The sequence below is a fragment of the Zhongshania aquimaris genome (assembly GCF_019312595.1).
Lineage (GTDB): Bacteria > Pseudomonadota > Gammaproteobacteria > Pseudomonadales > Spongiibacteraceae > Spongiibacter > Spongiibacter aquimaris.
The window spans coordinates 286307-299438 of sequence record NZ_JAHWDQ010000001.1; the positions used below are offsets into that span (position 1 = coordinate 286307).

Below are 13132 nucleotides of genomic sequence, written 5' to 3' on the forward strand. Positions count from 1 at the left end.
AATTGTTGCCAGCCTTAGCCTCATGGCACTGCTGTTGGGAGCAACTGGTATCGCAATAGATCGCGCGCATACCGTGAGCTTAATCAGCGCCGAACAAGATCAGCTCAGACTCCAATTCTTCGGTCTACTCGGCGCAATCGAGTGGCAAGACGGCACCATTGATATGGGTGACCGATTGAAAGACCCAAGATTTTGGCAGTTTCGCTCCGGCCTCTATGCGCAAATTCGACTTCGCAATGGCACGCCACTATGGCAGTCGGTATCCAGCGAAACAATTCCCCTACCAGCGCCCGAAAGCACACCACGTAGCGGTCAGGAATTATTTAGTGAGGCCAGCGTAGACAAGGAACCCTTCTTTGTATTTCAGTACCACGCTATTTGGGAGACCGAAGATGATCGCGAAGTCCCCTTACTTTTTTCACTCTACTCAAGCCAAAGCCCACTCATCAACGAACGTAGAAAATTCCAACATCAATTAAGTCTGTGGCTCGGCTTAGTACTGACAATATCCCTGATAGTCACTGCGCTCATTTTATACTGGGGACTGCGGCCACTGCGTGAATTAGCAATTGATCTAAAATTATTAGAGCGTGGCGACTCCACAAAACTCCGACCAAACTATCCACGCGAACTACAGGGCATTACCCATAACTTAAACCAATTGCTCGACAAAGAAAGGAAGCAGCGAGAGCGCTATAGAAATACCCTTGCAGATCTTGCCCACAGCCTTAAAACACCGCTTGCCATACTAAAAGGCAGTGGCGCAAAAGACCCCGCCACAGTGGAACAAATCGACCGCATGGACAATATTATCAATTACCAACTCAAACGCGCGGTAAGCAGTGGTAAACAAAACCTAAGTAGACGCATACAACTGCGTCCATTAATTGAGCGCCTGTGTAATACCCTCGCTAAAGTTCATCGAGATAAATCGCCACAATTTGAAATAACGTTAGACCCGTCATTGCTAATCGCAGTTGACGAACAAGACGCAATGGAAATGTTCGGCAACCTTCTCGACAATGCGAGCAAAGCCTGCACTGCTGCTATCGCCATACATTCCCATACCATCGACGGGTACACAGTAATCTGTATTGACGACGACGGTCCGGGTATCTCTAAGGAATATCGGGAGGAATTATTGCAACGAGGCAGCCGCGGCGATCAATACGGGCAAGGCCAAGGTCTCGGGCTAGCGATTGTTAGCGATATTATTCAGAGTTACGACGGCGAGATCAGCTTCAAAGATTCACGGCTTGGTGGCGTCTGCGCAGAAATCAAATTGCCTCGATAAACATTTGCAAAATCATGTGCAAAAAAAAGCCAGAGCATAGCTCTGGCTTTTTTTGCCGAGTAAAGAATTTACAGTGGAATAATCGCTAGAATATCGACAGGCAAAGCATCTAAACCGGGTATGCTTCCATTGCCGACCACACCGAGAATATCAATTGGAATGATATCTAACCCGGGCAAGCCGCCGGCTCCACCCAACAAACTCAGCGGATCAATGGGTAAGGCACCCAAAGACGGTAAACTAGGTAAGCCACCTGCTCCACCAAGAAGTGCAAGTGGATTAACAGGCAATGCGTCTAATCCAGGTAATCCACCACCAAGCAATGTTGTCGGATCAATCGGCAGAGCGTCTAAGCCGGGTAAGCCGCCACCCAAAACTGGCAAGTCGCCAAGCAAAGATAAAGGATCTACCGGTAGCGAACCCAGCCCCGGCAACCCACCAGCACCACCGGTCAAGCCACCAAGCTGATTATCGACTTGAGTTAAAATCCCAATGACTGGCGCCAAAGGGCCGGCCAAGCTAAAAGACGAAATTGACGCTAAGGCTACTGCTGCTGCAAGTTTTTTAGTATTGGTCATTATTATTTCCCTACATTGTCATACTACGAATTAAGCTTGAAGTTAACACAACCACTAAGCTCTTCTGTTGTAACCACGCAATCATCGTACGTAATAACACCTATAGTAAGTCGTGACGGGCATCACAAATTTTTTGCGCTTTGATGATTAAAACACCCTCTAATTCACACTAGATCAAATTTGCCAAATTGGAGCGCAACACCGACAATGTCCCAACACCGCCGAGATAATCATCACTATCTGCTACAATACGCCCCGTAGCACGCCGCAGAGCGCCACCCATTTTCATAGCGGCTAAAAAAACTGCAACCCTATTTCCCACAGGAGACCAAAATAACCATGTTGAGTATATCGCCGTCAGTGTCGATCCCCGACGACGAAATCGAACTGAGCGCCATTCGCGCGCAGGGTTCGGGCGGTCAAAACGTGAACAAAGTGTCGTCGGCAATCCATTTGCGCTTTGACATCAACGCCTCGTCGCTACCGGAGTTTCACAAGCAGAAACTATTGGCAAAAAGCGACCAACGAATAAACAAAGACGGCATTATCATAATCAAAGCACAGCAATTTCGGACTCAAGAAAAAAACCGTGACGATGCTCTATCAAGACTACGGGACCTTATTAAAGATGCCATTAAAACCCTGCCGCCGCGACGAGCGACCAAACCAACAAAGGGCTCGCAAAAACGGCGCATGGACAGCAAATCCCAACGCGGAAAAATCAAAGCACTGCGGGGCCGCATAGACGACTAGCCCGCAGTATTAAGCACCCCTCGGTTTTATCGTATAGCGCCCCTCAAGAATAACTTCCAGAATAGCAACAAGCTTACTCCGCAAAAACAAGGCGCTACTATGTACCTAGATGAAGACATAAAAAACTTCATGGAAACGCTGGTCGAAGAAGAGTTTTCAGCACAAAGCCTCAACAAGGCTTACGACCACGAATATCTCCAAGACCTATTTTGCATAACATTGAATCAACTAAAGCCCCATTACGTGCGCAACACCATAGACGTAAGAATTAACTTCACGTCAGCTGAGCGCAGCGACATATCAAAGAAAATAGCGGTCGCTATTAATGAAGGGCATAAAATCTTGAATTCTGGCAGACGCTCGGCAGAGCGCGATTAAATACAAGCGCTTATCAATGGGGTCTGAGTCATTGATTTTGATTTTCTCGGAATACTACCGACTTCCCATCTCCTCCTCGCCTCAAAGGCGCAGACCGTCGCCCGGTTTTAGCTTCAATCTGCGCCCTAAACGGTCACTACCCAAAACCCACGCCTTGTTTGTTGCTTCACGTATCGCCGTCAAGTCACGCTCAGGCATCCTGCCTCGAAACAACACGCCGTAAGCACTCTGTCTCTCCTCATCTATTATACCTAACTGGGTATATATCGGATGTGGCGTCGATAACTGAATTGGCTTAGCCAAAGCATTCCCCTGATAACTAGACCAAGGGTATTCAATGATTCGTTCAATCTAAGTTACAAGTAGAAATAGATATTACAACGGTAATCAGCCTCTTCAACGGTGTCGTAATACTTCGGCGTTTTGTATTTATCACCAAGCCCAGCCTTTATGTCTTTTTCTTTCTGCACCGTATAAGCATTTAACTTTACCATTTTCTTTTCTATCGTGGCCTTTGTTTCCTCATCATAGTAATGTTCGAAAATATAGCCACCACAATCTTTAGTCCCTTGGCCCATCGCATGCTTACGCTTCATTACCCAAGATAAAGCCAAACTTTCATCAGACAGAACACTTACATAAATATGCCCCCAAAATCCTTTAGGTACAGCGGATTCTACGTCGATTTTTTTTTCTATCCAAATTCCATCTGACGCCGTCTTCCAACGTACTACGAGATATTCAGGGGCGCGCAAAGCATCCAAAGCACCAATACTCAAGTGTCGATTTTTCCGAATAGGAGGGGATGATGAGGAAAGATAATATACGACTCTATCTTTTTCATCATGCATCTCCACTTGATAAACCTCAGAATCGCTTTGATTATGAACAATAAAGCCAAAAAGCTTCGTTTGTTGCATCACGCAACCAGTGCATAACATGACAACAAACACTCCAAAGCCGTATATTTCAATTATTTTCATTATTGCACCGTGATATTCACATTTTGCTGTAGCCACTGTCGATACTGATCCATATCGATGGTACCTCGCTGGTTGTCGTTGCGGTTTTCGTTAATCATTGAGGAAAGGTCAGGAAACTGCGGTGTGGTTCGCTGCCTTTCCTCTGGACTTAAAGGCTCCCATTGAACACAAGGACCTTTGTAGCGGCGCTCGCACTTCCTACCTGATGTACTAAAAGGATCGTTGGGGTAATAAATAGCCCGATCTGCGTCAAGCCAGTCGCTAAGTAATTCTCGCTCATCATGAAGTACCGGATCAATAACCGTTTGATGCTCCACCGATAGGGAGCCAAGATTTACCCCAGCATTCACGGCCTGCTGGTACATCCATTGCAGGGCAACATCGGACAAATCACTATCGGCATAGCCGCCACCAATGTCAGAATGAGCACCGATAAAGCCTTGTTCTACAACATTACCAGAAGTGATCGTTGCACCCGCCACCGGCGATACAGACGATAGCGGAAATAGCGGCCGATGCTCATTCAATGCAACAGCCTGAGCCACTTGACCAATACGTGAATCAATTGAAAAATCGTACCCCAGATCAGCACTATTACCCGCTAACCCCATTGAGCCCACCGTGTCAAAGAGACCCATAAAACGGATATTGATCGGGTTGCAATCGGTGACGATGTCGCCCCAAAAATCTGCATCGATACGTTCAAATACCTCATTAGCAAACTCCCGCGCTGCCGCTGCGCCGCGACTAAAGCCGACAATATCGATCACACGATCCCATGAATCATTTTCTAATAATATACCTACCTGATCTAGAGCATCATTAATACGCTGCCTGGAACCTAGGCCAGTAGAGCCGCCAACTACGTAGTCAACCCAACCAGCGGTACCCACCCCCGATCGATAAAAAACATCGGAATCAGAATAACCCGTTTTGTAATAATCTCGAAAATGCGCCACATTGGTTGCTGCATTGGCGTTAAACCCGCCCAAGTTCTCAGAGTCATTCCCCGTCCCATCAAAGGCAAATAAAAACAGGCCCCAGGGATCGGTATTAGCCACCGGGTTGGCCATGGCATAGGCAAAGGTGTTGGCACCTCCCATTATTCCGATAGGGTCACTTTGGGTATAGCGGCCTGTTTCCGGATCATAATAGCGATGGTAGTTGTAATGCAGGCCGCTTTCCTCATCAAAATACTGGCCAGCAAAACGCAGATTGAGGTTGGTGAAAGTACTGTCGCCGTCAGGATCTTCATCAGGCAGCCCCACGCCGAACGCATCGCTCTGCCACTGCCAAACCGCTGTTTGATCCTGATTTGTGGCCAGCCGAGGTGTGTTAAGGTGGTCGCTATGCAGGTAGGTAATGATCGGAACTTGCTCACCTTGCTGGTCGATCATCGCAACAGGCATACGCTGCCACCAAAGGTAAAAACGGTTGCTCTGCACCCCATCCTTAGGACTCCAAATCGTTTCCCCCAGTAACTGCCCATCATAATTATAGTGAAAGACAGTATGTTTTGGCCCCTGTTCAGTCATCGCAAGTTTATGCGTGCGCTGCCCCAAACTATTGTATGCGTAGGTCGATTTTAGTCGCCGATTGACGTACACCGCGACCAATTGGTTGATTTGGTTATAGACGTATCGGCGATCTCGACGGGGATGTGACTCAATCAGTGTGCTCCCGTTTCCGCTCAGTAATAATTGCGTGCCGCCGTATGTCTTAATGTGACTACTTTTTATTGAATAGTCTGAACTAATACTTGCCTGTTGATCACCCAAAGATAAGTACTGTGCCAGCCGATTGCCAACGGCATCGTACTTGTATTCTTTAGTGGGCAAGCGGTCTTCGGCAGGCATCTCTGCCACTAGACGTGCTAACGCATCGTAACGGTAATGCGTGCTAGGCTCCCCCACCTTGCCGTGGGTATCAATGAGTTCGATCTGGTTGCGCGTGTCGTAATGATAGTTCTGTTGCCGCAATAGAGCGTCGACCTGAGTATTTTTCAGATATTGTCTAGTTAACCTGCCGTCTAGATCATAGTTGGCACTTGCTTCAGCGCCATTCCCGTAACGCCACGCCGCCGGTGTATCTCCCAAGGCGTAAATAACTTTGTCGATTATCGTTTGCCGAAAACCTGAGCGCTGGTAATAAATTTTGCTTACGCGTTCTCGGTCATAGCTAAATCGTTGCCGGTCACCGCTGGGAAGCTGTATGTAGTCCAACAGACCTTTGCGGTTGTAGTGGTAACCCACACTAAAATTTGCTGTTTGACCGTTGAGCGTAAAAGCGCGCACTTCGTTGGTCAGACGACCAAGGAAGTCGTAACTGTAATCAATGGTGCCACTGGCATCTTTAATGTGGGTAAGCTGCCCGATACCTCGGCCGTGTTCTGCATCCGTACTGTCATAGCTATAGGCAACATCATTTCCAGTATCTGGGTAGTCAATAGCAACAAGACGACTGGCGAGATCATAGCGATACTCTGTGACCATTTGCGCGGAATCCGCCTCTGCAAGTGTAGCGCCACCCCGCGTCCGAATTTTATTGCCCGCACTATCATAATGATGCAGTAGCACGCCCGTATCGGGGCTTTGCATCATGACTATGTCGCCAAAGCCATTGTAAAAGTAGCGAGTCTGCTGGCCTTCGGCATCGGTAATACTGGCCACCCGGCCCTGCAAACTGTAGTCAATAATGGTTTTACCCTGCAAGGCATTCAGGGTTTGGGTGAGCCGACCCAAGCCATCGTATTGCTGAAGGGACGGCTGGTCATTACCCTCCTTCCGCATACTCAGTAATTGCCCGCTTTTGGTGTAGCGGATATCGGTTCGCTGGCCGTATTGACCCAAAACGGAAATCACCCTCCCAAGCGAATCCAGTTGCCGATCGAACTGCCGTACCGGCAAGCCATGACTATCATAAGCAGTTTTCTCCTGCCATTGTCCGCTGACCGGCGAAGGAGTAATGCTCAACATCTCCCCCCTATGATTGACCACCCCAGTCAATTGCCTTGCGGCATTGTAATCAAATTGCTGCCAACTGCCGTCGGGCAGGGTGAGCTTTTGTAGCAGGCCATTGCGGTCGATGTCCAGGTCGAGGGCTTCTTCAAGATCACCGCCCCGGCGGGTCAGGGTATCCAGATGACGGTGAGCATCGTAGCTGAGGCTGACCTGGATGCCGTTGGGGAGTTCGGCTGCCGTAACTTGGCCGTGGCGGTTGTAGGCGGTGAGGTGGGTGGTCTGGCCCAGAGGGTTGGCGATGGACTGGATCAGGCCCTGAGGATTGTAGGTGATGCGGGTGATGTCGTCGCTGCCGTCGTCTTGGGCTGGCAGAGGACCATTGATTTCCACTTCTTTGGGCTGAGCTAGATTGTCTTGAGTGAAATAGTAAGAGTAGCGCCAAGTACGTTGCTGGCCATAGGTGCGGTAAGGCTGCTCTTGTTGGCTGAGGTCGGTATCAGTACGGGTAAGTAGTCGGCCTGCGTCGCTGTAGTGAAACTCACGTTTGAGGTAGGTCTGCCATTCGCCAATGATATAAGTGCTGTAGGTAGCCTCGGTAACCAACGGCAGATCGGGGTGCCATTGTTGTTCAATACGGCGGGCGCCTTCTTCTGGCAGCCATTGACCCGCGTGTTTAGCGAGACCGTCCTCTCGCTGTTCTACCAACCCCCGCTCGTTGCGGGTATAGCGGGCGGCGTGGCCACTGGCATCCACCGCCAGCTTAAGAAAACCCAGAGGATTGTAGCGATGATCCTGGCGGGTTTCCGGGCAGGTGGGGGTGGCCTGGCCATCGGCGCGCACCAAACGGCGGTAGCCAGGCCGGGCAGCTTCGAGATGGAAAACCGTCGTTCGCCCAGCGGCATTGACCATGGCAACAGTGCCATCACGGCGATAATCGAAGGTAAGCTTCTCGGCACCCTCGCCGTGTTGGCTGAGTACAGCCCGGCCTAAATGATCATAAGCCCAGGTAGCGTAGCGCTGGCCTTCAGCATCGGTAAGTCCGGTCAGGGCATGGGCAAAGCGGCTGTCTTCATAGTGGTAGGTGGCAGTGTTATCGCTAAACACCGCCCTCACGCTGGCCCAGAGACCGGGGCCGCTACGCTGATACGCTTGCAGGTTACCCGCATGGCTGTATTGGAAGCGCAGCTGGTCGCCATCCGGCAGGCTGACACGGCTCAGCCAATGCTGCTGGTAATGCAGTTGCAGCGCTGGGCCACGGCTGTCGGTAATGCTGGCCAGGCGCCCTTGTTCATTGTAGGCCAGAGTATGGGTGATACCATTGGGGTAGCGGACGTTTTGTAGCTGCCCCAGGGAATCGTAGCGTTCCACCACGCCATTAACGGTGGTGTAAAGCCAGCCGTCATCCGCTTCAATGAGTTGGTCCACCACGCCATCGCCCTGCCAGTGGCCACCATCTTGGTTAAATACATAAACAGCGCCATCGTCACGCAACATCTTGAGGGTATTGCTGTGTGGCGATGGCCTTGGTGGTGTGACTGTGGTAGCAACGTCTTCTGGCTTTTCCAGTGAGCGCGGCAGTATGACTTGACGACTGTAACTGTGGCGCCAACCGTAACCCAGCGCACTGCGGATGGGGCTTTGCAGGCTGTTGTAGTAACGCTCAAAGACCAGAGGGGTGGCACCGGCATGACGGTAGTCAAATTCCCGCTGAAATTTGTTGCCGGTGCCAATATCAATTGGGTTGCCGAAGGCGGTGTTAGTGGAGGCAACTGACGAGGCCGAGGGTGAACTTAAAGGGTCGCCACTGCCTCCGCCCGTGTCTGCGGCACAGGACTGCCCCCCACCAGGATTGGGATTAAAAGGGTCTTCACTGTCGGGGTTGTCATCATCGCCGCCAATGCCGCCGACACCGCCATCCTCAGATTCGCCACCGGAGCCGTCCTGGCCATCACTGCCCTCACCCGCCGAAGGCCCACCACTGCCGCCGGAACCGCTACCGCCACCTATCGGTGCCAGACCCGCTGTATCCTTGGGATAAAACCAGCCCTGATAGTAGTTGGAGGCCAACTGGCTGGCCATTTCTCCCACATGCTGTTGCAGTGCGGGACCATAGCTTTGCACGCCGGCCAAGCCAACCAATACCCCAATGGACAGAATGGGCAGGTATTCCGCCATTACTGCGCCGCAGATCGCACGCCGTGGCTTGCGTATGGATATACCCAGTATGTTTAATAGCCGAGTTAGCATGGCCAAGTCCCTTTGTTTGCCGGAGGCCAGTGACCTCACCATTCTTTCGAAGGTTTCCGTTCCTTCTCATTAAATCCTTACTTTCATCAACAGGAGGCTTCTGCGCTCTATTCTTGAGGACTAGAGCCGAGCAGTTGCACAGTAACACGCCGATTCTGCTCCCGCCCCGCCGCGAAACGATTATCCGCGTAGGGATTTGCCTCACCCTGTGCCAGCCGTTCAATGTGTAAGCTGTCCAGACCAGCCTGTGATTTTAGCTCGGCGGCGACATGATCCGCCCTGCGCATCGCCAGCGCACGATTGTAAGCCGGCGCGCCATGATTATCGGCATGGCCGGTAATCACCACTTTGCTAACGTTTTCGCGCTGAATCTTTGCCGCCAAGGCGGTGAGTTCGCGCCTGGACTGTTCAAGCAAGTGAGTACTGTCGTATAGAAAGAACAACGATACCCTGTCATCGTCAGCGGCTTGATTTGCAGGCTGAAACGGCGAACTGACAGGCCCGACCAGCCTCAGGAATGAACGTGGCTGGTCATCCAGCTCCACTATATAGAACTGGGCGTAGTACTCTGCATTGCCCGACCCCGTGGCCTTGGCCAACAGATAGTGTTGGGTATCCTCCTTACCAAGCAGCTTGTCGCTAAGATACAACTGCCAGCCGCTTATATCACCGCATTGAAGGTAATCACAGCGGTAGAGCGTTTCAAATTTCAGGCGCTCCAACTGCCGCTCGACATCCCTGTATAAGGGTAGGGCCGTAGTACCAGGCTTGTGGTCGACAATACGTACGGAACTCTGCGCCTCTAGCTGGAGAACCTGTTGAGCCTGATAGCCTTCCGCGCCGTCCTCTGTGCGCAGATACTGGATTTCGCCCGACACCAACTCCAGCATTTTGTGTTGCCGGGTGGATTGATAGAACACTTTGCCAGACGAAAGGCTGCTATAAAGCACGCTTTGATAGGGATCGGCAAAGGCAACTTTCAGGCAACATAACAGTAAAATGGAGACAAGTTTTTTCATACTGGCACCGGATATATTCCTCATTGTCACATGCTACAAGTCATGACCACCCGGGTAAGAAACCCGAGGCTGTCGCGTGCGTTTGCGTTATATACAGGTGCAACCAGCGGAAAAGGCGGTTCCCGGGACACAAACTGCCGGTAAAGCACCTGCAGCTTATCGAAGGTTTCGGCCCGGTATTTTGCAATCGCCTGGGCGCAAGCGGGACCAGCCATCAATGTGGTCGCTAGCGTTTGTTTCTTTAACGCAATGATATTTGCCAATGCACGGTCCGCTTCACGATGGTAATCACGCACCACACCAGGGTTTATGTACTGCAGTTGATACGCAGGCTGCTGCCTCTTGCGATCCAGCTCTTCAGCAACCAGTTCGCCTTCCTTTTGGGCCGCCACCCCCAGCGCACTATCCATCTCCGCCAGCTGGGAAAGTACTTGCTGCGAATCTGCCGACCATGCCGGCAGGCTTAATAAGCAGAAAAAAACCACCCTAAAAATTCTCACAATTCACCCCCGCCTCTTCATCACCTTCACACCGGAACCCCGACTGCATACGTATAACCGTGTGCCCCACAACGGGGATAAAATAGCGATTTTCGCCAAACGCCGCCGTCATGATTTCACAAGCTTGCCAATCAGCTTCTGCGGCATTTACCGCTCGCAATGTACGCCAGATAATAAAGTTGGCCACAGGCACTTCCAGGTCGTAACAGTAACGCGAGCGGACACTCAGCAAATTGGCATCCATCAAGTTCACCTTGCTGCCATCAACGGTGTGAAGAGAGGAATCCCTCGCGTCAAGATTGTCCACCGGAATCTCGAACACACTCTTCACCGCGGGTTTGAAAGCGCCACCATAGTCGCTGAACGGACATCCCGCCCCGGAACACGGCTCAAGGTCTTTAACGGGCACGGCAAAATAATCGAAGACTTCCCTGCTTGGCCAGACCACCTCTATGGGTTTGTAAGTATGGGACGTGGCCAACGCCACTTTGGAAGCCAGCAATTTTGCCTGATCCGGACTGTCAAAAAGCCCCTCTGTGGTGCTACCACTGCGAAGTTCCGGCCTGATCTGCCCCAACGCCACCATCCGAGACCAGAACACCCGCTCCATTTTAGCCATGTAACCATGATTTAACGCTCCGGATCGGGCAGCTAGGAAAGTAGCGTTATTAACCGTGGCCTTGCCCCGATACACGAGCGCAATTTGAACTATGCCCATCACCATGATTACCACCAGAGGAAAAGCTATCAGCATTTCCGGCAGGGCTTGACCCCGCTGCGAGGGGTGACTGTTCAACATCAAACTCGGCATCTACTGGCCAGTAATGGCCGTAATCAGGCCATCCTTGAGCAAGAGGAAATTGCGTTCGTATTCGGGGTTGTCCACCGCCGTGCGCTGATACCCTTCATCGGCAAGACTCATCGCCTCCTTTACTTTTAGCAGGGCGAGGTTGTACCAGGCCTTGGCAACAGAGGAATCAATATTGATGCAACGCCGATACATTCTGTCGGCCGCCGGATACTGGCCAGTACGAACATAAATATTTCCAAGCATGAAATGTACGTCGTAGTTGTCTTCGATCCGGTCACTTAGCTTGAGCAGCACACGCTCGGCATCACTATACAAAGCACGATCGTAATAGGACTGCGCCTCTACCATTGGACTCTGTGGCTTTACATTCGCCGCCGTGGCGCTACACGCGGAAATACCAAGTATCATGAGCAATACCGTTACCGGTCTAAAAATCCACAACATCACCTACCTCCAATTTTTGATTCAACACACCCGCTCCGGACTCGAGAACATAATAAGAACCGGGACATGCCAAGGTTTTAAAAGGGGCGACCGAATCATGGCAAGCCAACACCTTGCGAGACGAATCCAAAAAGACAATACGCAAAGGTCTATTCATAAAAAAAGTATGAATGGATGAACACGGGTATATCACTACCGCTCCCCGCCTTTTAGCCTCCGGCGAAAACATCCCGAGCAAGCGCGACAAAAATCGATTGGCATGAACAGGTGGCGGAGCAAGCTGGATCACGGGCGTTGATGTCGTCATTAAAACGCCTCCATTAATTTCATGCCTATGGGGAAAAAGATAATGATGAACGTGGTTGGAAATATGAACACCACCAAAGGGAAGATCAGTTTTACCGGCGCTTCCATCGCCAGTTTTTCTGCCTTTTGAAATCGCTCAATACGGCGCTGATCAGCTTGGACCTTTAAAGCATCGCCAATAGACGCGCCGGTTTTTTCTGCCTGAATCACGGTGGTAACAAATGCGTTGATTTCGGAAAGTGACAACCTATCTGCCATCAGACGGAAAGCCTCGCTCCGCGGCACACCGGCACGCAAGTCTCGCATACACTTTTTAAATTCGGTTTTAAGGGGAGACTCCGGCCCTTTATCTACAGACTGCGCGATCGCACTACTCATATTCAGGCCTGCCTGAGTGGCCATGGTGAGAAAATCCAGGTACACCGGTAGCGACTTCACCAGCTCACGCTCCCTTCGTTTCTTAAAATCATTTACGCTGATAAGCGGCATAAGAAAGCCAAGCAGAAAACCTGTTGCTACATACAGGTAATCAATTGCCCCCAGCATATAGCCACACAAAGCCGCTACACCAGCCATCACAGTGGCGGCGGTCAATTGCAGTCCAAAATACTGAGTTGAACCCATCATGTAATTTAGCCCCGCCCGCTCTAGATGCTTTTTATAAAACACCAGCCACTCTACCGGCAGTTTGTCGCCAACATAGTAGGAAAACATATTCACAATGGGCCATACCCGTCTTAAAGATTTTGGCAATGGATCCAGATAATCGCGCTCATCACCGGGTACTTCCTCCCGAATACCGTATATAGACACATACATCACAACGATAGAAACTGGCACCATAGCTATCGCCATATAT

13 protein-coding genes are annotated in these 13132 nt (G+C 50.7%); 3 read left to right on the forward strand and 10 right to left on the reverse strand.

The window, feature by feature from the left end:
* Positions 1-22 precede the first annotated feature (22 nt).
* Positions 23-1294: an ATP-binding protein gene (locus tag KXJ70_RS01405; RefSeq protein WP_219041673.1), complete on the forward strand. Its 1272-nt coding sequence runs from the start codon at positions 23-25 to the stop codon at positions 1292-1294.
* A gap of 68 nt (positions 1295-1362) precedes the next feature.
* On the opposite strand, the gene KXJ70_RS01410 is transcribed toward KXJ70_RS01405, so the two are convergent.
* The gene (locus KXJ70_RS01410; RefSeq protein ID WP_219041674.1) at positions 1363-1872 is read right to left on the reverse strand and encodes a hypothetical protein; all 510 of its coding nucleotides are present in this window, start codon (positions 1870-1872) and stop codon (positions 1363-1365) included.
* A 339-nt stretch (positions 1873-2211) separates the two neighbouring features.
* Here KXJ70_RS01410 and arfB point away from each other — a divergent pair, with 339 nt between their 5' ends.
* A complete protein-coding gene (arfB, locus tag KXJ70_RS01415) occupies positions 2212-2625 on the forward strand; it encodes an alternative ribosome rescue aminoacyl-tRNA hydrolase ArfB (RefSeq protein ID WP_219041675.1) in 414 nt (137 codons plus the stop codon).
* A gap of 99 nt (positions 2626-2724) precedes the next feature.
* The gene (locus tag KXJ70_RS01420; protein ID WP_219041676.1) at positions 2725-3003 is read left to right on the forward strand and encodes a late competence development ComFB family protein; all 279 of its coding nucleotides are present in this window, start codon (positions 2725-2727) and stop codon (positions 3001-3003) included.
* 81 nt (positions 3004-3084) lie between these two features.
* Here KXJ70_RS01420 and KXJ70_RS01425 read toward each other — a convergent pair whose 3' ends face one another.
* The 9 genes from KXJ70_RS01425 to KXJ70_RS01465 all read right to left on the reverse strand — a co-directional run bounded on the left by KXJ70_RS01425 (position 3085) and on the right by KXJ70_RS01465 (position 13116).
* Entirely contained in the window at positions 3085-3306 is a 222-nt protein-coding gene (locus KXJ70_RS01425) for a hypothetical protein (protein WP_219041677.1), read from the reverse strand.
* 53 nt (positions 3307-3359) lie between these two features.
* Positions 3360-3986 carry a hypothetical protein gene (locus KXJ70_RS01430; RefSeq protein ID WP_219041678.1) on the reverse strand — a complete coding sequence of 209 codons (627 nt, stop codon included), beginning with the start codon at positions 3984-3986 and terminating at the stop codon, positions 3360-3362.
* Positions 3986-9193, reverse strand: a complete 5208-nt coding sequence (locus KXJ70_RS01435) for a phospholipase effector Tle1 domain-containing protein (protein WP_219041679.1) — start codon at positions 9191-9193, stop codon at positions 3986-3988. The genes KXJ70_RS01430 and KXJ70_RS01435 overlap by 1 nt, the downstream gene beginning before the upstream one ends.
* A 107-nt stretch (positions 9194-9300) precedes the next feature.
* On the reverse strand, positions 9301-10212 hold the full coding sequence (locus tag KXJ70_RS01440) for an OmpA family protein (protein WP_219041680.1): 912 nt from the start codon (positions 10210-10212) through the stop codon (positions 9301-9303).
* 26 nt (positions 10213-10238) lie between these two features.
* Entirely contained in the window at positions 10239-10712 is a 474-nt protein-coding gene (locus KXJ70_RS01445) for a hypothetical protein (RefSeq protein ID WP_219041681.1), read from the reverse strand.
* Entirely contained in the window at positions 10699-11523 is an 825-nt protein-coding gene (locus tag KXJ70_RS01450; protein WP_219041682.1) for a TadE/TadG family type IV pilus assembly protein, read from the reverse strand. Before KXJ70_RS01450 ends, KXJ70_RS01445 begins: the two co-directional genes overlap by 14 nt.
* Complete coding sequence (locus KXJ70_RS01455; RefSeq protein ID WP_219041683.1) at positions 11524-11967, reverse strand: tetratricopeptide repeat protein; 444 nt, start codon at positions 11965-11967, stop codon at positions 11524-11526. It lies immediately after the preceding gene.
* A complete protein-coding gene (locus tag KXJ70_RS01460) occupies positions 11951-12274 on the reverse strand; it encodes a DUF192 domain-containing protein (protein ID WP_219041684.1) in 324 nt (107 codons plus the stop codon). Before KXJ70_RS01460 ends, KXJ70_RS01455 begins: the two co-directional genes overlap by 17 nt.
* On the reverse strand, positions 12274-13116 hold the full coding sequence (locus KXJ70_RS01465) for a type II secretion system F family protein (protein ID WP_219041685.1): 843 nt from the start codon (positions 13114-13116) through the stop codon (positions 12274-12276). Before KXJ70_RS01465 ends, KXJ70_RS01460 begins: the two co-directional genes overlap by 1 nt.
* Between the last annotated feature and the right edge of the window lie 16 nt (positions 13117-13132).